18 protein-coding genes and 1 pseudogene are annotated in these 20367 nt (G+C 71.3%); 8 read left to right on the forward strand and 11 right to left on the reverse strand.

From position 1 onward, the window contains the following. Nucleotides 1-20 precede the first annotated feature (20 nt). Nucleotides 21-701, forward strand: a complete 681-nt coding sequence (locus ACH4DZ_RS35460; protein WP_398292238.1) for a hypothetical protein — start codon at nt 21-23, stop codon at nt 699-701. A 158-nt stretch (nt 702-859) separates the two neighbouring features. On the opposite strand, the gene ACH4DZ_RS35465 is transcribed toward ACH4DZ_RS35460, so the two are convergent. Continuing rightward, nucleotides 860-1756 (reverse strand): LysR family transcriptional regulator, encoded by an 897-nt coding sequence (locus tag ACH4DZ_RS35465; RefSeq protein WP_398292240.1) that lies wholly within the window; start codon nt 1754-1756, stop codon nt 860-862. A 95-nt stretch (nt 1757-1851) separates the two neighbouring features. Here ACH4DZ_RS35465 and ACH4DZ_RS35470 point away from each other — a divergent pair, with 95 nt between their 5' ends. After that, nucleotides 1852-3057, forward strand: a complete 1206-nt coding sequence (locus ACH4DZ_RS35470) for a nuclear transport factor 2 family protein (RefSeq protein WP_398292242.1) — start codon at nt 1852-1854, stop codon at nt 3055-3057. A 20-nt stretch (nt 3058-3077) separates the two neighbouring features. Here ACH4DZ_RS35470 and ACH4DZ_RS35475 read toward each other — a convergent pair whose 3' ends face one another. Next, nucleotides 3078-4388 carry an alginate lyase family protein gene (locus ACH4DZ_RS35475; RefSeq protein ID WP_398292244.1) on the reverse strand — a complete coding sequence of 437 codons (1311 nt, stop codon included), beginning with the start codon at nt 4386-4388 and terminating at the stop codon, nt 3078-3080. 311 nt (nt 4389-4699) lie between these two features. On the opposite strand from ACH4DZ_RS35475, the gene ACH4DZ_RS35480 reads away from it, so the two are divergent. From ACH4DZ_RS35480 to ACH4DZ_RS35490, 3 genes are all read left to right on the forward strand, one after another. Continuing rightward, nucleotides 4700-5803, forward strand: a complete 1104-nt coding sequence (locus ACH4DZ_RS35480; RefSeq protein WP_398292246.1) for a DUF1996 domain-containing protein — start codon at nt 4700-4702, stop codon at nt 5801-5803. A gap of 93 nt (nt 5804-5896) precedes the next feature. Then, nucleotides 5897-7645 (forward strand): discoidin domain-containing protein, encoded by a 1749-nt coding sequence (locus ACH4DZ_RS35485; protein ID WP_398292248.1) that lies wholly within the window; start codon nt 5897-5899, stop codon nt 7643-7645. Nucleotides 7646-7731: 86 nt separating this feature from the next. Continuing rightward, nucleotides 7732-8772, forward strand: a complete 1041-nt coding sequence (locus ACH4DZ_RS35490) for a LacI family DNA-binding transcriptional regulator (protein ID WP_398292250.1) — start codon at nt 7732-7734, stop codon at nt 8770-8772. Between the two features lie 240 nt (nt 8773-9012). Here ACH4DZ_RS35490 and ACH4DZ_RS35495 read toward each other — a convergent pair whose 3' ends face one another. Then, on the reverse strand, nt 9013-10083 hold the full coding sequence (locus tag ACH4DZ_RS35495; RefSeq protein ID WP_398292313.1) for a hypothetical protein: 1071 nt from the start codon (nt 10081-10083) through the stop codon (nt 9013-9015). A 116-nt stretch (nt 10084-10199) separates the two neighbouring features. Then, a complete protein-coding gene (locus tag ACH4DZ_RS35500) occupies nt 10200-11267 on the reverse strand; it encodes a hypothetical protein (RefSeq protein WP_398292252.1) in 1068 nt (355 codons plus the stop codon). A 217-nt stretch (nt 11268-11484) separates the two neighbouring features. On the opposite strand from ACH4DZ_RS35500, the gene ACH4DZ_RS35505 reads away from it, so the two are divergent. After that, nucleotides 11485-11982, forward strand: coding sequence for a peptidylprolyl isomerase (locus tag ACH4DZ_RS35505; protein WP_398292254.1), 498 nt, complete (start codon nt 11485-11487; stop codon nt 11980-11982). 230 nt (nt 11983-12212) lie between these two features. Here the strand turns inward: ACH4DZ_RS35505 and ACH4DZ_RS35510 are convergent, their stop codons facing one another. The 7 genes and pseudogenes from ACH4DZ_RS35510 to ACH4DZ_RS35540 all read right to left on the reverse strand — a co-directional run bounded on the left by ACH4DZ_RS35510 (nt 12213) and on the right by ACH4DZ_RS35540 (nt 17428). After that, nucleotides 12213-12446, reverse strand: a complete 234-nt coding sequence (locus ACH4DZ_RS35510) for a hypothetical protein (protein WP_398292256.1) — start codon at nt 12444-12446, stop codon at nt 12213-12215. A 1-nt stretch (nt 12447) separates the two neighbouring features. Continuing rightward, nucleotides 12448-13032 (reverse strand): hypothetical protein, encoded by a 585-nt coding sequence (locus ACH4DZ_RS35515; protein ID WP_398292258.1) that lies wholly within the window; start codon nt 13030-13032, stop codon nt 12448-12450. Continuing rightward, a complete protein-coding gene (locus ACH4DZ_RS35520; RefSeq protein WP_398292260.1) occupies nt 13029-13700 on the reverse strand; it encodes an RNA polymerase sigma factor in 672 nt (223 codons plus the stop codon). Before ACH4DZ_RS35520 ends, ACH4DZ_RS35515 begins: the two co-directional genes overlap by 4 nt. Before the next feature lie 242 nt (nt 13701-13942). After that, on the reverse strand, nt 13943-14581 hold the full coding sequence (locus tag ACH4DZ_RS35525) for a dihydrofolate reductase family protein (protein ID WP_398292262.1): 639 nt from the start codon (nt 14579-14581) through the stop codon (nt 13943-13945). Between the two features lie 183 nt (nt 14582-14764). Then, a pseudogene (locus ACH4DZ_RS35530) lies at nt 14765-15331 on the reverse strand (dihydrofolate reductase family protein); the annotation flags it as partial. 165 nt (nt 15332-15496) lie between these two features. Then, the gene (locus ACH4DZ_RS35535) at nt 15497-16945 is read right to left on the reverse strand and encodes a WGR domain-containing protein (protein WP_398292264.1); all 1449 of its coding nucleotides are present in this window, start codon (nt 16943-16945) and stop codon (nt 15497-15499) included. 147 nt (nt 16946-17092) lie between these two features. Further along, on the reverse strand, nt 17093-17428 hold the full coding sequence (locus ACH4DZ_RS35540; protein ID WP_398292266.1) for a hypothetical protein: 336 nt from the start codon (nt 17426-17428) through the stop codon (nt 17093-17095). A gap of 105 nt (nt 17429-17533) precedes the next feature. Here ACH4DZ_RS35540 and ACH4DZ_RS35545 point away from each other — a divergent pair, with 105 nt between their 5' ends. Both ACH4DZ_RS35545 and ACH4DZ_RS35550 read left to right on the forward strand, forming a co-directional pair. Then, nucleotides 17534-17863 carry an antibiotic biosynthesis monooxygenase family protein gene (locus ACH4DZ_RS35545; RefSeq protein WP_398292268.1) on the forward strand — a complete coding sequence of 110 codons (330 nt, stop codon included), beginning with the start codon at nt 17534-17536 and terminating at the stop codon, nt 17861-17863. A 250-nt stretch (nt 17864-18113) separates the two neighbouring features. Continuing rightward, nucleotides 18114-20186, forward strand: a complete 2073-nt coding sequence (locus ACH4DZ_RS35550; protein WP_398292270.1) for an NAD-binding lipoprotein — start codon at nt 18114-18116, stop codon at nt 20184-20186. Nucleotides 20187-20367 lie beyond the last annotated feature (181 nt).

Raw genomic sequence — 20367 nt, forward strand, 5'->3', positions numbered from 1 at the left:
GCGTTGGGGGGACTGGCACTGTGGCACGCCTGTCGTGGACGTCCGGCCCGCCCCGATCATCCTTCTCCAGCAGGCGGCACACCGTGCGGCGGCTGCGGGACCAGGGCCTGTACGGGCCCAGGTTCCGTGACGTCCTGCCCGGTCTCGCCGGTGCGGTCCTGGTCGTGTGCGCGGTGGTCGCCGGTCTGGCGGTGGGGTATCGCGTGGCCGGGCCCGTCGTGCCGGTCGCCGGCCTCGGCCTCCTGTCCCTCGTCGTCGCCGTGGAGATCCGGCGCCGACGCCCCGGCGCACGCCGTCGGCGCGGGCGCTACACCGCGGACGAGTTGCGCGAACTGGACGTGCAGGGGCTGGCGTTGGCCGTCGCGCGGATGTTACGGAGGGACGGCTGGCGGGTCCGGCTGCTGCCGGCGCCGGACCGGCCGCGGCTGTACGCGCGGGACCCGGCGGGCAGGCAACTCGACGTGGCGTTCCGGCCGGTGGCGGAGCCGCTGCCGGACGAGGCGCTGCCCGATCCCCACTCCCGCCGGGGCGCGGCGGTGCCGCGTCTTCAACTGGTGGTGCACCGGGGCGCTTTCAGGGAGCGGGACATCCGATGGGCCCAGCGCCAGGGGGACACCCGGCTCCTCGACGGCTCCGCGCTCGCACGCTGGGCGGCGGGGGCCGGCCTGAACGAGCTGTTCGATCCGGGCCTGTGGGACTGAGCGCCCGGCCGTGACCGCTCTCCGTCCGTCTGCGACGGACTGAGGTTCCGCTACCGCCCACCGACTGACCGCCGACACGCTTCCTCGCCGGCCACGCGGCGGGCTGCCGCGCGGTTCGGCGCGTGGGGTTCTCCGCGTGGGGTTCGGCTCGGGGGGGTTCAGCTCGTGCGGAGTGTTCCGAAGGCCGCGGCGAGTCGGTCGTGGAGGAGTGCCGCGGAGGGGTGGGGGTCGTGTCGTGGTGCGACCGTGTAGATGCCGCGGGTCGGAGGATCCACCAGGGACACGGTGGTGACGTCGGTCCGCAGCGCGCGTGTCAGCACCCCGGGGATCAGCGCGATGGCGTGGCCGGTCGCGACCAGGGCCAGTTTCCCGGGCAGGTCGGCCGCGTTGAGGTCGATACGGGCGGCGACTCCGGCACGGGCGGCGTGCCGGCGCAACAGCGCCGCCGAGCCGTCGTTGTCCTCGACCCAGGTCTGGTCGGCCAGGTCCTGTATGCGCACCGGACCGGATCCGTCCCGCGCATGGCCGACGGGCAGGACGACGACCATGTCGTCGAGGCCGAGGAAGCGACGGTCGACCTGGGGGTCATGGGGCAGGCCGGGCGGGGCGTCGGTGACGACGGCGATGTCGAGATCGCCGGTGACCACGCGGTGATGCAGCTGTGCGCTCAGGCCGGGCCGCAGGCTCCACCGCCCGGGTCCGGTCAGCTCCAGCAGGTTCCGGATGGCCTCGGGGACGAGCCCCGCGGCCAGGGACGGTGTCGCGCCGATCGCCAGCAGCCTGTCGGCGGCTCCGTCGGGCACGTCTCGTACGGCGCGAACGGCACGGTCCGCCTCGTTGAGCGTGGCCAGGGCGTGGCCCCGGAACACCTCGCCGGCGGCCGTCGGGCGCACGCCGCGCGCGTGACGCTCGATCAGGGGCACTCCGAGCTGCCGCTCAAGGCCGGCGATCTGCCGGGAGACGGCCGACTGCGTGTGATGGAGCTCGGCGGCAGCCGCCGACAGCGACCCGAGCCGACACACCGTCACAAAGGTCCGCCACACCGTCAGATCCATGGGACCAGTATGACCAGGTGGTATGCGGCTGCCGCAGGGCAGCCCTGCTGGATCTGCGCTTGTCGCAGATCGCGGGGTGCGCCACGGTGACAGGCATGACCGCACAGCACACGATCGCCGTCCTCGGCCTCGGACGCATGGGTGAAGCCATCGCGACACGACTCGCCGCACAGGGCAGGCCTGTCCTCGGCTGGACACGCTCGGGGCGCACTTCAGGCTCCTTCGACACGACCGGCGATCCGGGCGAGGCCGTGGCGAAGGCCGACCTCGTACTCCTCGCACTGTTCGACGGCCCGGCCTGTCTGCAGGTCCTCGACACTGTCCAGGACTCCCTGCGGGCCGACACCGTGGTGGTGAACCTCAGCACCATCGCCCCGGCCGAGGCCGCCGAGCTGGCCCGACGCTTCGGCGCCTGCTACCTCCACGCGCCCGTACTCGGCTCCGTGCCCGCGGTCACCGCGGGTGCGCTGCGGATCCTCGCCGCCGCCGACCCGGGCACGCTCGATCGAGCCCTGCCGGTCCTGGAGGCGCTGGGCACCGTACGACGTGTCGACGACGCCTCCACCGCCGCCGCGCTCAAGCTGATCGCCAACAGCGGTCTCGCCGGATCCGTCCTCGCGCTGCGCGACTCACTGCAGCAGGCGGACGCCCTCGGCCTGTCCCGCACCCAGGCCCTGGACATCCTCGAACTCGGCCACCTCGGCGGGCTCGTGGCCCGCAAGCGCCCCTTCCTCGACAGCGAGCCCGCAACCGCCCCGGCCACGGGTTCGGCCGCGGGTCCGGCCGCGGCCCCGCCTGTCGGCACGGCCGACTTCACGATCGAAGCGCTGGCCAAGGACATGAACCTGCTGGCCGCCGCCTCGGACACCCCGCTGCGCTGCCTTTCCGGCCTGGCCGACACGCCCGGCGGCCCGGAGACCGACATCGCCGTGGCCGCCACGGTCCCGGCGGTGGCGGACGCCGTGCTCGCCCCGCTCCGCGCCTACATCCGTGGACACGCCACCGGCGCCCCCGGCCACTTCCACTCCGCGTTCTTCCCCACCGCCCATATCGAGGGCGTACGGGACGGTGTGTTCGTCTCGTGGCCCCTGGACGAGTACTGCGCGCTCTTCCACGGCCGGCCGGCGCCGGACGAACCGGCCCGTTCCCGCCGCATCGACACCGTCGACGTCCACGGCACCGTCGCGACCGCGACGATGACGCTCCGGCACGGGGCGGACACCTTCACCGACGTCTTCCTGCTGGTCCGCGTCGACGACCGGTGGCGCATCGCCAACAAGGCTTACCACCGGCACCCCTGAAGGGCCGCAAGCGCTGTGCCTCAGCCCGTTATCGAGTCCAGTTGCTCGGCCGCGGGACGTAGCGCCCACAGGTCTCCGCCCGACGGCTCCTCCAGCAGAGGCACGGCTCGCCGTGCCGCGCGGTCACCGGCGTCCGCCGCCGCGTGGACGACGTCGCTCGCCGCGAACCGATGGAATTCGAGTTCGGGGTGTGGCCATGCGGCGCCTCCCGTGGCCGCCGGAAGCAGATAGCGCACGGCCTTGAACAGGCTCTGGCCGTCCGGTCCCCGGTGGCGCCACAGGTCCACACCGATGTGCCGCCCGATCGCGGCGAGTCTGGTGTACGCGACGAGGTCGAAGGTCGAGTAGTGCCAGCTCCTGGTACGGGTGAGTTCCTGCGGCTGGCTTCCGTCCGCCGCGATCTGGGGATCGACGCGTTCGACGGCCGCATCGCGTACGGTCCGGCGGGCCAGGTCCCTCTCGCCGGTGGCGGACGCGATGCCTGCCACCAACAGGTCGTAGAACGTGCCGTGGTTGTTCGCCGCCGCCGCTTCCTGCCGGCCGAAGTCGCTGGTCGTCAGCCAGTCGAGGAAGTCGGTGTTCCACTGCTTCATGCCGACGCGATCCGCCCCGGTCCAGGCGGGGGCGCCGGACTCAAGGATCGCGACGGCGTCGAGGACCGCGGTGTAGGACTGCGAGAAGTCGATGATGCCGATGGCCCGGCCGTCGTACTTGCAGGGGATGAACTGGGCATGGTCGAGATGCGGGTTCATCCGTGTGGCGGACGCCAGGAACCAGGTCCGCAGGACCTGTGCGGCCTTCTCGGCGTACTGCCGCTTTCCCGTGTAGTGCCAGGCCAGCGCGAGGTCGTACGACGCGTCGAAGACCTTCTCCAGATCCAGCCGGTCGGTGCCCGAGTCGACCTCGGGATTGCGTTCACCGTCGCGCTGTACGTACGGGCAGCCCCACGGGTTGTCGGCGTTCGGCGGTTGGCTGGGCCACCAGTAGGGGGCCTGGCTCAGGTAGTCATGGACGTCTCCGCCGGGCGCGGGCCTCGGCTTGTCGACGACTGTCCAGGGACCCTGCTCCAGCCACTTGTCGGCCCGGCCGGTGAGATGCGCGACGGCTTCGCGGAGTCGCGGGTCGCCGTGCCGGAGGCGGACCTTGGTCTGCCGGAGGCGTTCACCGTCGAGGACGACAGTCCTGGGCCGCGCGGTATTTGAGTGATCGGCCCCCGCGTGAACAGACCTGGTGTGAGCACTCCCCGGATGAGCGGAGGCACCTGGGGTCAGCGGGCCGACGAACAGGGCCACGGACGTCAGAACCGCGATGCGGCGAAGTCGTTTACCCATCGATCCTCGTTCGTGTAGGCGAATGAAGTTCATGGATGGAGACGATGTGAGGTTAGGGGCGATGCCCGGAGTTGGCAATGGGGCTGCACGACGGGACAGTTGCGGACCCTGCGGCCCCGCGAGCACGCGACCGTCCCGGCAGGCCACCACCGACCGCGCCTTCCGCCGGATCCCTTGACACCCCGCGCTCCCGCCCCAACACTCCGTCACGAGAGAGTGGGAGAGCGCTCTCCCGACATTCTCCCGGTCGTGCGACCCATCCCAGGGGTCGCCCCGCACAGTTCCCCCATCGACGTCCTCAGGAGGTCTCCATGCCACGGAGATCGCAGCTCGTCTCAGGAAGCCTGATCGCCGGCGCCTTACTGCTGACCTCGCTCGGTCTGGGCGGTGTCGCCGCCACCGCCGGCACTCCCCCGCCGCCGGGCGACGCGACAGCGGCGTCCACCCCGCGCCAAGCCGGCCATACGGGCCACACCATGGCGGCGTCGACCGCCGCCTCCCCGGAGGACCCCGACGGCGACGGCTACATCCCCGCGAACCCGCCGGTGACCGGCGTCCAGCCGTCCACGAAGGAGCCGCCCCACCGCTACTTCCACGAGTTCCAGGCCAACTGCTCGGTGAGCCACACCAAGCCGGACGACCCGATCGTCTACCCGCAGCAGCCGGGCAAGTCCCACGACCACACCTTCATGGGCAACCGGTCGACGAACGCGAACAGCACGACGGACTCGCTCGGCGGGGCCACCACCACCTGCAACGCGCCCGGCGACCGGTCGGGCTACTGGATGCCCACCCTCTTCAAGGGCGACCAGCCCGTGCTCCCCGTCGGCCCGCAGGTCATCTACTACAAGGCGGGCGTCACCGACTACACGAGCGTGCGCCCCTTCCCCAAGGGTCTGCGGTTCCTCGTGGGCAGCCCGACCCAGAGCCGGGAGGAGTTCCGCGGGCACCGCGGCTTCGTCGAGGGCTGGGAGTGCGGTGACAGCTTCTTCAACACCGACTTCCCGACGAACTGTCCCAGTCGCCCGGACGTCAAGCTGAACATCCGTTTCCAGGCGCCCAGTTGCTGGGACGGCCGGTACCTGGACACACCGGACCACAAGAGCCACATGGCCTATCCCGTGGTCAACCCCGGCACGAACAACAACATCTGCCCCGCGAGCCACCCGGTCGCCCTGCCGATGATCGAGTTCAAGATGGCCTTCCCCGTCAACGGCGATCTCTCGCAGGTGAGGCTGGCCAGCGGACCGAGCTGGTCGTTCCACTACGACTTCTTCAACGCCTGGGACGCGCCCACCCTCGACGCGCTGGTCGGCCACTGTGTCGTCGGCGGCCTGCAGTGCGACGCGCGCGGCTACGACCAGACACACCCCGAAGCCGGTGCGGCACTCGACGAGAACTACGAACTCCCCTGAGGGAACCGCGCCCCGTCTCGTACCGGGCGGCCGGTCCGGAACAACCCCGCCACGGCCCGGCCGCCCCCTCCACCCCCACACCGGAGATGCCGTATGAGCCCCTCTCCCACCCGCACGCGCCGTATCGCGGCGTCTCTCACCGCAGGACTGCTGGCCGCCGGCGCCCTCTCCCTGCCCGCGCAGCAGGCGCACGCCGCCGGCAGCGTCGTCAGGGTGACCGGCTCCCAGGGCGACTGGCGGCTGACCGTGGACGGCAGCCCGTACCAGGTCAAGGGCCTGACCTGGGGCCCGGCCGTGGCCGACGCCGGCCGGTACATGCCCGACGTCAGATCCATGGGAGTCAACACCATCCGCACCTGGGGCACCGACGCCTCCAGCAGGGCCCTGTTCGACTCCGCGGCCGCCAACGGCATCAAGGTCGTCGCCGGGTTCTGGCTGCAGCCCGGCGGCGGTCCGGGCAGCGGCGGCTGCGTGAACTACCTGACGGACACCGCGTACAAGAACCAGGTGCTCGCCGAGTTCCCGAAGTGGGTCCAGGAGTACAAGGACCATCCGGGTGTACTGATGTGGAACGTCGGCAACGAGTCGGTCCTCGGCCTGCAGAACTGCTACAGCGGTGACGAGCTCGAACGGCAGCGCAACGCCTACACCACCTTCGTCAACGACGTCACGAAGAAGATCCACGGGATCGACCCGAACCACCCGGTCACCTCGACCGACGCGTGGGTCGGCGCCTGGCCCTACTACAAGCGGAACGCGCCCGACCTCGACCTGTACGCCGTCAACGCCTACAACGCCGTCTGTGACATCAAGTCGGCCTGGGAGCAGGGCGGTTACACCAAGCCGTACATCGTCACCGAGAGCGGCCCGCCGGGCGAGTGGGAGGTGCCCGACGACAGCAACGGGGCCCCCCAGGAGCCCACCGACCAGGCCAAGGCAGCCGGATACACCAGGGCGTGGGACTGCGTCACCGGGCACCGGGGGGTCGCCCTCGGCGCCACGATGTTCCACTACGGCACCGAGTACGACTTCGGCGGGATCTGGTTCAACCTGCTGCCCGCCGGACAGAAGCGGCTGTCGTACTACGCGGTGAAGCGGGCGTACGGCGCCGACACCTCGCGGGACAACACTCCCCCGGTCGTCTCCGGTCTGTCCGTGGAGGGCGGCGCGGGCGCGGTGCAGGCCGGGCGTGATCTGACCCTGGCGGTCGGCGCGAGCGATCCGGACGGGGACGCGATCTCGTACGAGGTCCTGGACAACAGCATGTACGTCGACCGGAGCGGCCAGCTCACCCCGCGCCCGCACACCGATCTCGGCGGGGGCCGGCTCAGGGTCACCGCGCCCGACCGGCCGGGTGTCTGGAAGATCTACGTCAAGGCCACGGACGGCAGGGGCAACGTCGGCGTCGAGACGCGCTCGATCCGCGTGGTGCCGCCGGCCGTCGACGGCACCGACCTCGCCCTGAACAAGCCGGCGACCGCCTCCTCGTACCAGACCGGCGGCGGCGACTGCCCCTGCACCGCCGCGGGCGCCGTGGACGGGAGGAACGACACCCGCTGGGCCAGTGACTGGAGCGACCCGCAGTGGCTGCGGGTCGATCTCGGCACGCGCAGCGCCTTCAGGCATGTGCAGCTGGTCTGGGAGGCCTCGTACGCCGAGGCGTACACGATCCAGACGTCCGACGACGGTCAGAGCTGGCGGACCGTGCGCGAGGTGACCGACGGCAACGGCGGGGTCGACGACTTCGACGTCCAGGGCACCGGCCGGTACGTCCGCGTCAACGGCACGGTACGCGGCACGGGTTGGGGCTACTCCCTCTATGAGTTCGGCGTCTACAACTGATCGGCGGGCGACCGGCGCGCACAGTCGGAACGTACGCCGGGAGAGCGCTCTATGCCGTGCGTGACCGGTGCCGTTAGGGTGCGGGCATGAGCAGACAGGCACCGACCCTGGAGGACGTGGCGCGGGAGGCGGGCGTCTCCCGCGCCACCGTCTCGCGCGTCGTCAACGGTGTCCGAAACGTCGACCCCGCCATCCAGGAATCGGTCCGTCAGGCCATCAGCAGAACGGGTTACGCGCCCAACCAGGCGGCCAGGTCGCTGGTGACCCGGCGGACCGAGACCGTGGCGCTCGTGGTGTCCGGCGCCGGTGACGTCTCGGACGAGGAGCAGAACGCCTTCGCCGCGCGGGTGTTGGCGGATCCCTTCTTCGGCCGGGTGGTGAGCGGGGTCGTCGGCCAGCTGCGTCCGCGGTCGATGCATCCGGTGCTCATGTTCGCCGAGACCGACGAGGCACGCCAGGAGGTCGTGACGTATCTGCGGCAGGGCAGCGCGGACGGGGCCCTCGTGGTCTCGACGCACGCGGACGATCCGCTGCCCGCGCTGCTGGCCGGAGCGGGACTGCCGGCCGTGCTGTTCGCCCGGCCCTCCCGGCCGGTCGCCCTCAGCTATGTCGACCTCGCCCACCGGGACGGCGGACGGCTGGCCGCCGAGCATCTGCTGGGCCGCGGCTGCCGACGGATCGTCACCGTGTCCGGACCACTGGCCGTGTCCGCGAGCCAGGAGCGGCTGGCCGGGTTCCGCGACACGATGGCCCGCCACGGTCACGCGTACGTTCCGCTCGTCCAGGGCGGTTTCACCGTCGACAGCGGCATGGCGGCGATGACGGAACTGCTCGCCGAACACCCGGATGCGGACGGGGTGTTCGCGGCCAACGACCTGATGGCCCAGGGCATCTGCCAGGTGCTGCGGGAGCGGGGGCGGCGAGTGCCGCACGATGTCGCGGTCGTCGGATTCGACGATTCGAGCGTGGCGGTCGCCTGCCGGCCACCGCTGACCACCGTCCGCCAGCCGGTCGAGGACATGGCGGCGGCGATGGCCCGTCTGCTCGCCGAGCACATCGGGGGCGTACGCGCCGAGCCGACGTCGATCATCTTCGATCCCGAGCTGGTGGTCCGGGAGTCGGCGTAGGGCTGGTCGGGGGCTGGTCGGGCTGTGTCGCCGGCCGGGGTCACCGGCGAGGATGTTCTTCCGGCTGCCGTCAGTTGGCAGTTGGCGTTCGGCAGTTGGCATCCGCTCTCGTCCTTCCACCATCCCTGCGGGGGCAGCAGCGCGCGGATCGACAGCACGTGGGTGGCGGCGTACGCGTACGGGTGGAGGTGCCCCGTGGGTCCGCGCCGTGGGTGGCGACGTGCCCAGGGTGTTCCGCGCTCAGTCGAACCGCAGGATGCGCGGGGCGAAGGTGCCCTCGGGGCCGTCGGCGCGGCCTACCGACCACACCGTCTCCGTGCCGGGCACGGTCGCCAGCCGGAGCGCCCAGGATTCGCCCTCCCCGGCCACCGCCGGTTCGCTGTGCCCGGTGAACGACCCGCCGTCCCAGGCAAGGAAGTCCGGCCCGGGGACGAGCGGCGGGCTGCTGCCCGGAGGGCCCCACCTCTGCGAGCGGGCCACCGAGACCCAGCCCAGCGCGCCGGAGGTGGTGGGCGCCAGTGAGTCGACGGAGCCGAAGTCGGTGGGCACGGACACCTGTTTCCATGCCTGTCCGTCGAAGCGGACGAGCAGCGGCGGGATCGGCCGTCCCGGCGGACCGCCGACGAACCCGGCCGTGCCGCCCGCCCACACCTCCGTGGGTGAGACCGCGAGCACACTGCCCACGGCCGACCGGGGAAAGCCGTCCACGACCGTCTGCCGCCACGCCTGTCCGTCCCAGTGCGACACGGCCGCACCCGAGACGGTGGCGCCCGCGGCCCAGACGTCGTCCGCCGCCAGGATGTGCAGGCCGTACACGGATCCGGGCGGTACCGGCACGTCCTGCCAGCCACCCCCGTCCCAGCGCAGCAGTGCCTGCGCGCCGCCCCGCGAACCGATCAGCCAGGTCTCACCGCCGCCGGCGACGGCCTTGGTCGGCACGACCCCGCTCGGCGGTGGGCTCTCGTTCCAGGCCTTGCCCTCGTACCGGAGCAGACGGGCACCGCCCGCCGAGTCGCGGCCGACCGCCCATACCGCGGTCGGTGAGGTGGCGGCGATGGACAGCAGCTCTCCCTGCCAGCGGATCCCGGGCAGGTTCTGGCGCTGCCAGGCGGTTCCGTCCCAGCGCAGCATCAGCGGAAAGCCCGGCGCTTCACGGCCGACCGCGTCGGCACCCACGGCCCACGCCCGGTCCGGTCCGAACGCCACGGCCTCGTTCAGTCCGGCCTGCGGGCGGACCTGTGCCGGGACCTGAACGTGGTGCCAGGACCGCGCGTCCGCCGCGGCCGACGCCGTGCCGGCCACGACGGTCATGATGGCGACGGCGAGGACCGCGACGAGAAGTCTGTGCGCCGGGGGACGTCTGCGTGCCAGGGGAAGTCTGTGGGTCACGGGAAGTCTGTGGGTCACGGGAAATCCGCGGGTCACGGTCAGCCTCCCAGGCGCTCGCTCATCAGGTTCGGTTTCGATCCGTAGATCTCGGCGGTCCCGAAGGACAGCAGTGCGGATCCGGTCCTCGCCAGTGCACGCGGTTCGACGTCGATCGCGTTCGTACGCTCCGGTCCGTAGGAGAAGGTGGTGCGGCGGCCGTCCACCCGTGCGTACTTCGACCGGAACGCGCGGTCGCTGCGCACCGGCAGCCACAGCGCGCCGTCCGCGCCGCGCACCATGGCCTCGGTGTAGGTGTCGCCCAGCGGTGGGTGGAGGGTGCGCCAGGCGTTCCCGTCGCCGTCCCAGGTCATGAGGTAGGTGCGGGCCACGCCGTCGGTGTACCGGCTGCCGCCGATCGTGACCCGGCCGGACGGTTCGAGCAGGATCGTGTGCACGTTGCTGTCCGGCGGCAGCGGCACCTGCGCGTCCCGCCACGCCGTGCCGTCCCGGCGCAGGACGGTGGCACCGGTGTCCGTGTCCGCCCAGGCCCAGGCGTCGTCGGCGGTACGGGCGGTGATTCCCATCAGGTACAGCACACCGTCCGGGACGGACTGCGCGGTCCAGCCCGAACCGTCGTGGTGCAGCACCTTCAGCCCGGTGTCGTCCTCACCGACCACCCACGCGGCACCCGGGACCGCCGTGAAGTCCTGATAGGTCCACAGGGTCTGCGGCAGCGGCACCACACTCCACGCTCCCGCCGACCGGCGCAGGATCTCTCCCGCTCCCTCGCGGTTGTGGAAGATCCACACTTCCCTGCCGACGAACTGCACCTTGCCCAGCCAGCCCGCCTCCCCGGCGCCGGGGAAGGTCGTGTCCCGGCTCCACGCCGTGCCGTCCCACCGGTACAGCATCGGCCGCAGTCCGTCGGCGTCCTGCTCGTACCCGGTCGCCCACGCCTCGCCCGGCCCTCGGGCGGCGAGATCGGTCACGGTCACCGGCGGGGCCGCCGCCGGTACCGGCAGCACCGACCAACTCGGCGTCACCGCCACCGCCACCTCCACCGTCGGCGACGTCAGCGCGGCACACGCGAGCACAAGGCAGACAACGGCCGCACGAAGACTGTTCACGAGCCCCCCAGAGTCACAAGTGCCCCAGAACGTGAAGACCGGACAGCCTAGGGGTGTTCCCGCGCCGGTGAACAGGTGGCAACCGGCCGATCAGGTCGATCGCGGAAGGGCGTATATGCGGAAGGACATGTAGGGGGAACCGCTGGAAACTGGTCTTCTCGGGCGGCGGACCAGGGCGGCTCCCCGGCAGTGCGCGGGGACGTGAAAGGATCCCCCTATGTCTACCAACGTCTTCTTCGACATCACCATTGACGGCGACGCCGCCGGCCGCATCGTCTTCAACCTGTACGACGACGTCGTCCCCAGGACGGCGCAGAACTTCCGTGAGCTGGCCACCGGCCAGCACGGCTACGGATACGAGGGCTCGGGCTTCCACCGTGTCATCCCGGACTTCATGCTCCAGGGTGGCGACTTCACCCGCGGCGACGGCACCGGCGGCAAGAGCATCTACGGCGCCAAGTTCGACGACGAGAACTTCAAGCTCAAGCACGACAAGCCGTTCCTGCTGTCCATGGCGAACTCCGGCCCGAACAGCAACGGCTCGCAGTTCTTCATCACCACGGTGGTCACCTCGTGGCTGGACGGCAAGCACGTGGTCTTCGGCGAAGTGGTCGAGGGCCAGGACCTGGTGAGGAAGATCGAGTCCCTGGGCTCGGGCTCCGGTGCCACCCGCGCGAAGATCGCGGTCGCTTCCTCGGGCATCGTGGAGAAGTAGCGTCCGCGCCCCGGGCGGCGGGGCCGACGGCTCGACGCAGAGCGTCCGGGTCGCGCACTCTCCCGCTCGACCCGGGGCCTGCACGGCCCAGCACCCCGCCCCCGCCCCCGCCCCCAGGGCTCGTACACGAACCCCGGGAGCGACGGCGAGACGCGCGCCGATCGCGAAGCGCATCCGACGCGCAGGCACCTAACACGCCGGTCGGCCTCCGGACGACGGCGCCCTGGGAGCTAGGCGCAACCCGGCGGTTCCTTCTCGGACGGTACGTACTGCATCGTGTGCATCCCGGCGGCGTCGAAGTCGGCGGTGTCCGGGCCGATCAGCGTCACGTACCCGGGCAGCACCTGGCTGTCGTGCGAGGGCGGTTCGCCCTTGACCTGCTCGGCCCCGCCGGGCAGCACGGAGTCAAGAACCCACCAACGGCCGCCGAAACGCAGCCACTTGCCCCCTGTCGGCCCCCGCACATCAGGGCAACAGCGTGGCCCCCTCGAAGGGCACCTCCTGGCAGGGTTTCATCGGCCCTTCGAACATCAGGACCCGACCGACCGCGTACACACCCGGCTTCACCGGCGGCTGCGGGTCCTCCACCGCCACGGAGTCCCCGGGGTGCAACGTGACCTTGAACTCCCCCGCGCTGTCGTCGCCGTCCACGGAACCCTTCATCGTCTCCGGGAGCAGGTTCCTGCCGCGTGGCTCCGCGCAGACGTAACCGGCCCTGGGCGTGTCGATACTCACGTGGATGCCCTCGGCGCGCAGGCGCTCGGCCAGCTCCTTCTGCTGGTCCTCCTCGAACAGCCCGACCTGATCCAGCATGTTCAGGACGATGCTGCCGTCCGGTTGCCGCTCGATGGCGTAGGCGGAGGATCCGCCCGTTGCCGAGGGAAGGGCGATCAGCGCGCCGGCCACGGCCGTGGAGGCGGCGAGAGCGATCACGGCCCGCCGGGGAGCGACCCTGCGACGGGGCGCGGGTGCCGGCAGCTCGTCGGCCCGGAGTGTGATCTCCCGCTTGAGTTCGTCGAGGAGACGGTCCTCGAAGGTCTTCGTGCTCATGCTTCTCCCCCTGCGTAGGTGAGGCCTGTCCGATCCGCTGCCGACACTTCCGATGCCCTGCGGCTGCCGGGCGCGTCCGCCGGGTGCGACGAGGCTGGTCCCTGGCCGGCTGCCTCCGCTCCGGTGGCCGCGGAGCGCAGCCCCCTGCGCGCCCGGTGCAGCCGCACCCGGGCGGTGACCCGGCGTATGCCGAGCGCCTCGGCGGCCTCGGTGACGGTGAGTTGGTCCACGGCGACGAGTTCGATCACCGCGCGCTCACCGGTGGGTAGGCCGTCCAGGGCGGCCAGTGCTCTGCGCCCCGCCTCCTCCGCGTCGAGCTTCTCCTCCAGTCGGCCGATGTCGTCGCCGTCCAGCAGACGACGGCCTGCGATGCGGCCTCCGAGCGCGTTCTGGCGAGCACTGCGCCGTGCCTCCGCCGCCACCACGTTGCGGGCGATACCGAAGAGCCAGGCCACTTCGGTGCCCAGGTCGGGGCGGTACGCACGCGCGGAGTCGATCACCGAGAGAAAGGTCTCGGCGGTCAGGTCGGCGACGGTGTGCGGATCGGTGACGCGTCGGGCCATGAAACGGGTGACGGCGTCGACATGGCGGCGGTAGAAGATCTCGAACGCCGCCGGATCGTACTTCTGTCCCGGTGGACCGCCCCGGCTCAGCTTGTCCGGTGCCAAGGTGCTTACCTCTCGTCGTCGGGCGTGCTGTCACTCCTACTTGGTCCGGAGCGGGAAAAGCGTTACAGCGCCGCCCGGTGCTCGAAGGCGTCGCACGCACGCGCACGCGTCGAGGAGGTCGAGGACACGGAGGACTGGAGGACATGGGCGACACGGAGGACTGGAGGACGTGGAGGACGTGGGGGACGTGGAGACCCGCAAGCTCCTGGAGCGCCGCAAGAACAACCCTGGGTTCTCGCGCGTCAGCGGCGGACCAGCACCGCGTGTGTGACCGCCGGCGAGGCGACCAGTTCGGACACCCGGTAGCCGTTGATCCCGTCGCCCAGATTGTCGAGCAGCCGTGCCCCGCGCCCGATGAGTATCGGCGCGATCACCAGGTGGAGTTCGTCGATCAGCCCGGCGCGCAGGTACTGCTGGATGACTGCCGGACCGCCACCGATCCGGACGTCCTTGCCGCCCGCGGCGTCGAAGGCGTGCTGGAGCACCGTCTCCAGCGGGTCGTCCGTGAAGTGGAAGGTCGTTCCTCCGGCCATCTCCAGCGCCGGACGCAGATGGTGGGTGTGCACGAAGACGTCGTGATGGTAGGGCGGGTTGTCGCCCCACCAGCCCTTCCAGGACTCGTCCGCCCACGGCCCGCGCTGGGGCCCGAACATGTTCCGCCCCATGATCGTGGCGCCGATGTTCTGCTCGCCGCGGGCGAGGTAGTCGGCGTCGGTTCCGGTCTTGTCGGCGGCGGAGTCCTCCGTCGCCGAGACGAACCAGCTGTGCAGTTCGTCGCCCCAGCCGACGCCGTCGCCGAACGGGGCGTCCAGGCGCTGGTTCTCACCGGCCGCGAAGCCGTCGAGGGAGATCGTCACATTGTGCACGCGGACCTTTGACACGGCTATCGCCTCTCGTGTTGATGTCGGTCTCTCACTCCTGCGTCGTACGGAGCCTGCTTGGATCGACATCCCCACACACGTTTTCTACGGCGGAGCGAGCCCCGCTGTCCTTGGCGATGGTCCGCTCGTTGTCCTCCGGGGGCGCCGGCCTCCGGAGGGGATGTTCAAGGCGGGTGGCTGGATTCAGGTGTGCAGGGTGGGCCGGTAGATGAGTACCTGGGTGCGGCCGTCGAGCGTCCGGCTTTCGATCAGTTCGAGGTCGAAGTCGGCCGCGCCCTGGAAGATCGGGTCGAGGCCGGTCCGACCGGTGATCACGGGAAAGAGCGTCACCTGGACGCGGTCGACCAGACCGGCGGCCATCAGCGCCCGGTTCATCGACAGGCTGCCGTGCGAGCGCAGCGGCACCCTGGACTCCTCCTTGAGCCGAGCGACGACGTCGACCGCGTCGCCGTTCACGACGTCCGCGGCCGGCCAGTCGAGCGGGCCTTGCAGCGTGGTCGACACCACCGTCGTCGGCAGGTTCCTCATGCGTGTGACCCACGGGTCGCGCACGTCGGACTCCTCGGTGCTTGAGGCCAGCATCCGTGCGAACGCCCGATACGTGTTGGCCCCGAAGACCATGCGCTGCTCCTCGCCGTACAGGGCGAGGCGGTGGTCGAGCAGCTCGGGACCCTGCTTGCCCCAGTAGCCGGTCCAGTCTCCGCCGGCGGCGCCGAAGCCGTCGAGACTGCAGAAGACGTCGAAGGTGTAGGGAGTCGAAGGTGTAGGGAGTCGAAGGTGTAGGGAACGGTCATGATGCTCTCCTCGGGGCCGGTCACTCGCTCGTCATGGATACAGACCGGCGAAAACGACAGGACTAATCGGTCCCGGCCCCTGGAATCCGTCCGTCCGCCCAGGGTGTGGGCCGGCCGACGTTCACAGCAGGCGGCGGATGTCGCCGCGGACCCGGTAGAAGCCGCCTGCCGCCGGGTGCAGGGCGTCCACGACGTAACGGGCTCCGGGCTCTCGTATCGTGCGCGGGAACTGGACGTTCCAGGAGTGGTCGTAGCCCTCGGAGACCACGTGGACGCGCATGCGACCGGTCGTCTGGACGCACTCGACGACGATCGCTCCGGCGGGAGCCTGGGAGACACTCGCCAGCGAGGCCGCTGCCGTGGCCGGTGCGTAGGTCGGCAGCGCCTCGGCCAGCTTGACGTCCCGGGCGACCGGCACCGTGCCCTGCTGGGCCGCCGCGATGGCCGCCTCGCTCGCGTCCACGCACACCAGTGAGCCGTCCGTGGTCACCAGGTACAGCCGCTCGTCGCGGTACTGCATCGACAGCGCCGAGCCACCGCCGGTGCCCAGCTTCCACAGACGCGTGCCGTCCCGGTCGAAGCAGTACACCGACGAGGACGCGTCCCCGGCGAAGACGAACCGGCCCCCGGGTGAGGTGGCACATGAGTAGACCGCGCTGTCGCAGGCATAGGTGGCCTCGACCGTGCCGGTCGCCTTCGACAGCCGCTGGACCACCCGGTGCGCGGTCCCCGCGAACACGGCGTCCTGCTCCTGCCAGCCGAACAGGACCCCGCCGCGGGTCGGCGTGTGCCACAGCTCGCCACTGCCGTCCGGCGCGTAGGCGCTCACCCCGCGCTGGTGCCCGTGGTAGACGGCACGATCATCGGCGCGGACCATCCAGGCGTGCTCGCCGGGACTGCGGCGGGACCACTGGTGCTCGTCCTCGTGGTCGATGACGGTCAGCCGGCCCTCCCGGTCCGACACGTTCAGGACGCCCTCGTGAATGTCCAGCCAGAAGATGTCGACGTCCGCCGCCACGTCGTACGCCGCGAACGGCAGCTTCGAGGACAGGTCGTAGACGCGGCCGTCGTCGCAGCCCGCGTATATCCAGAAGTCGTCGGCGACCAGGCACTTCACACCGTCCGGCAGGCTGAAGCGGGCCAGGACGCCACCGTCGTGGTCGAGGGTGAAGACATCACCCGCCTGATTGCCGACCCAGCAACGGTCGTCGTCGACGTGGATACCGAACGCCGACGACCCGGTACGAAAACGCCACAGCACGGGGGCCACGGCCCGCGCGGTGGAGGGAGCCGAGGCCACCTGACGCCGGGTCACCGCACGGGACGCACGCTGTCCGGCGATCGCCGGGGCGTATCCCTTACGGACCTTCTCCCCCACCTTCTTCGCCGCGGCGGCGCGAGCCTTGTCCGCCGTGGGGAACGTCGTCGTCTGTGTCTGTCCGGCAGCGCCGATCCGTCCGTAGCGCACCGTCACCACCAGCCCGTCCACGCCCACTTCATAGAACTTGTGCGCAGCACCGTCCTCCTGCGACAGCTCCAGATACGTCGTCGACGCGGACCCACTAGACATGACAGACCCCTCCCCAGCACAGGCCCCGCGGTCTCTCCACCGGGTCCCACTGCTCACACCGTAGAGGCAGGCACTGACACTCGACCGATCAGGCCGGTACGTCCGCCGGGGCACCAGCGCGCCCGTCCTCGGGAGGAAGGTCAGGAGTCAGCTGTCCTTCTGGTCCGGCGCGTCCGCGTCGAGTTTCGCGAGGTGGTCCTCCCAGCGTCGGCGGCGCTGGTCCGGGGACTGTTCCCACCAGGGTGTGCCACGTTCCCCCAAGGCGACCTTCGCGTGCTGCACGCGTGCCCGCGCCAGCCGCTCGGCCGACGCGTCGTCGGCGGTGGTCGCCGCACGCACCGCGCGGCGGGCCGCCATGAGGTGGCGTCGCAGACGGGCTGCGACGTCCTCGGGCAGGGAGGGGTCGGTGGCCCGCCATTTCCGCCCGTTGATGACGACGTGGTGTCCGTCGGGAGTCTTCTCCGGTTCGTCGTGCGCGTTCACAAGAGCAATTCTGTCCGTTGGTCGGCCGGGCGGCGCGGCGAGGCCGTCGGCCGCCGCGCGCACCCCGTCGTCCGCCGCCGAGCGCCGTCACGGCAGGATGGGCTCATGAGCGTAGTCAAGATCAACGTCCTGACCGTCCCCGCCGAGCAGCGCGAACTTCTGGAGAAGCGGTTCGCGTCCCGCGCGGGCACCGTCGAGAACTCCGACGGCTTCGAGTGGTTCGAGCTTCTCCGCCCGATCGAGGGCACCGACAGCTATCTCGTCTACACGCGGTGGCGTGACGAGGAGTCCTTCACCGCGTGGATGGAGGGGAGCATGAAGGCGGCCCACCAGGGCGGCGGCGCGGAGGGCGGCGAGCGACCCAAGCCGGCGGCGAGCGGTTCCACGCTGTGGTCCTTCGAGGTGGTGCAGCAGACCGCACCGCCCAGCGCGTAGTTCCGCACCCCGCCCGCCGTCGGGCCATTGCTGTCCGCCGACAGCCGCCGACGACCGTTGACAGCCGTTGACAGCCGCCGCGCGAACGTGACGTGTCCCGAAAGGATGAACGTCATCGTGTCCGGGCGTGTCTTCGCCGTCGGACCAGCACTCTTGCAGACCAGGGCACTGCCGTTACGCGTGCGGACGGTGGTGCCCCTGGTGTGTCGGCGGCGCCGTCCCTGGCGGGCGGGGGAAGCAGGGGTGCGCAGTGGAGCGGCAACGGCCGACCTCTTTACGGGACCGGGCACGCTACCGGTTCGACACCACGCTGGCCCGCAGCACGGGGATGCTGGTGAGCTGGCTGGTGTTGTCCTGTCTGGCGGTGGTGGTGCCCGTCAGTGCGCTGGTGGTGTGGACCGACCCCGGCTCTCCGCGTTCGCTGTCGGGCCGCCTGGCGGCGGTGTGGCGGACCAGCGCGGAGACGCTGCGGCTCGGCGCGCCGACCGGAGCGCCGATGCGGATGGCGCTGTCGGTGCTGCTGGGGATCGTCGCGCTGCTGTGCGTATCGACTCTGGTGGGGGTGATCACCACCGGATTGGGTGAACGGCTGACCGAGTTGCGGCGGGGCCGCTCGATGGTGCTTGAGCAGGAGCACGCGGTTGTCCTGGGCTGGTCGGACCAGGTGTTCACGGTGGTGGGTGAACTGGTCGCGGCCCGGGCCGGCGGCCGGTGTGTGATCGCCGTTCTGGCCGACCGGGACGTCGCCGAGATGGAGGAGGCACTCACCGCGTCGCTGGGGCGCGGCTCCGCTGTCCGGCTGGTCTGCCGGAGCGGCTCACTGACCGCGGTCGACACCTTGGCCCTGGTCACTCCCCGGGCCGCCAGTTCCGTACTGGTGCTGCCCTCGGAGGCGCCGGACGCGGACAGCGAGGTCGTACGCGTGCTGTTGGCCCTGCGGGCGGTCCTCGGTGACGAGGCCGGTCCGCCCGTCGTCGCGGCCGTGCGCGACCGCCGGCAGCTGCCCGCAGCCCGGCTCGCCGCGGGCGGACGCGGCACGATCGTGGAGACGGACGCGACGGCGGCGAGACTGCTGGTGCAGTCGGCGCGGCGCACCGGGGTGGGCGAGGTTCTGCGTGACCTCCTCGATTTCTCCGGCGCGGAGTTCCATCTCGTGGAGGTGCCGCCAGCCCTCCGGCGGGGGCCCGCCGACCCCCGCTTCGGGGACCTGCTGCTGTGCTTCGAACAGTGCAGCGTGGTGGGGCTGTTGAGTCCGGACGGGCGACTGCGGCTCAGCCCCGCTCCGGACACCGTCGTCGGCCCGGGAGACCGGCTCATCGTGATCGCGCACGACGGCATGCCAAAGGCGCCGGTCGACTGCCGTGGGTACGTCGACCGGACCGCGTTCGCAACGCCGCGGCCCGAGCGCGTGGGGCCGGTGCGGGTGCTGCTGCTCGGCTGGAACCGCCGCGCACCCCTGCTGGTGGAGGCACTGGGCGACAGCGCCGCTCCGGGATCGGTGCTCGATGTCGTCGTCGATGAGGCACAGGCGACGCCCGTCCAGGACCAGGCCGGTCCCCCACGGACCGTGGCACGGCTGGCCGTCTCCTGCCGAAGCGGTGAACTGCTGCACCCGGAGAGCCTCAAGGACCTGGATCTCTTCGGATACGACACGGTGATCGTGCTCGGGGCGGACGCCGTGGACGGGCCGGGGCATCCCGACGACAGGGTGCTGGTCACCCTGCTGATACTGCGGGAGCTGGAACTCAAGGCGGGCCGGATCCTGCCGGTGGTCGCGGAACTCGGCGACCACCGCAACCGGGCCCTCGCGCCGCTGGGCCCGGCATCCGATGTCGTCGTCCGGGGCGAACTGACCAGCCTGCTGATGGCCCAGATCGCCCACAACCCGCAGCTGTCCGCCGTGTTCGGGGAACTGTTCGCGGCACACGGCGCGTCGGTTCATCTGCGCCCGGCCCACCACTACACGCCGCCCGGGTGCGAGGCGTCGTTCGCGACCGTCGTGGCGGCCGCCCGGGACCGGGGCGAGTGTGCCGTCGGCTACCGCCGCACCGACCCGGAGGCAGGCACCGGCCACCGTCATGAACTGCGGCTCAGTCCCGGCAAGAGCGAACGACGCGTGTGGAACGCGGGGGACGAGGTGGTCGTCGTGGCTAACGACTCCGTGGGGCCCGGCCGGCCGCACGGCACCCTCGACGCGGTACCCGGCATGCGCCACGACTCCGGAGACGACACCTCGCTGTCCGGCGGGGCGCCCGGGAGGCAGCCGTCGCACGACCGCCCGGAACAGGACCGGACGCGAGGAGAGAACGGCACGACGGGGTGACACAACCGCACCCCTGAACATGGTTCGGCGCACTCAAGTACCCGAGCACCCGCGTACGCAGGGGTGTTGCCCGGCCGGATGCGGCGGGGGGGGGGGGGCGCCCGGCGGGGGGGGGGGGGGGGCGCGGGGGGGGGGGGGGGGGGGGGGGGGGGGGGGGGGGGGGGGGGGCGCGGCCGGGGGG

Origin of the sequence: Streptomyces sp. NPDC017991 (assembly GCF_044328075.1) — a bacterium.
Lineage (GTDB): Bacteria > Actinomycetota > Actinomycetes > Streptomycetales > Streptomycetaceae > Streptomyces.

Coding starts and splice junctions, on each gene's coding strand:
- ACH4DZ_RS35465 (WP_398292240.1), bottom strand. CDS start 1,756: ATGGATCTGACGGTGTGGCGGACCTTTGTGACGGTGTGTCGGCTCGGG.
- ACH4DZ_RS35470 (WP_398292242.1), top strand. CDS start 1,852: ATGACCGCACAGCACACGATCGCCGTCCTCGGCCTCGGACGCATGGGT.
- ACH4DZ_RS35475 (WP_398292244.1), bottom strand. CDS start 4,388: ATGGGTAAACGACTTCGCCGCATCGCGGTTCTGACGTCCGTGGCCCTG.
- ACH4DZ_RS35480 (WP_398292246.1), top strand. CDS start 4,700: ATGCCACGGAGATCGCAGCTCGTCTCAGGAAGCCTGATCGCCGGCGCC.
- ACH4DZ_RS35485 (WP_398292248.1), top strand. CDS start 5,897: ATGAGCCCCTCTCCCACCCGCACGCGCCGTATCGCGGCGTCTCTCACC.
- ACH4DZ_RS35490 (WP_398292250.1), top strand. CDS start 7,732: ATGAGCAGACAGGCACCGACCCTGGAGGACGTGGCGCGGGAGGCGGGC.
- ACH4DZ_RS35495 (WP_398292313.1), bottom strand. CDS start 10,083: ATGACCGTCGTGGCCGGCACGGCGTCGGCCGCGGCGGACGCGCGGTCC.
- ACH4DZ_RS35505 (WP_398292254.1), top strand. CDS start 11,485: ATGTCTACCAACGTCTTCTTCGACATCACCATTGACGGCGACGCCGCC.
- ACH4DZ_RS35515 (WP_398292258.1), bottom strand. CDS start 13,032: ATGAGCACGAAGACCTTCGAGGACCGTCTCCTCGACGAACTCAAGCGG.
- ACH4DZ_RS35535 (WP_398292264.1), bottom strand. CDS start 16,945: ATGTCTAGTGGGTCCGCGTCGACGACGTATCTGGAGCTGTCGCAGGAG.
- ACH4DZ_RS35545 (WP_398292268.1), top strand. CDS start 17,534: ATGAGCGTAGTCAAGATCAACGTCCTGACCGTCCCCGCCGAGCAGCGC.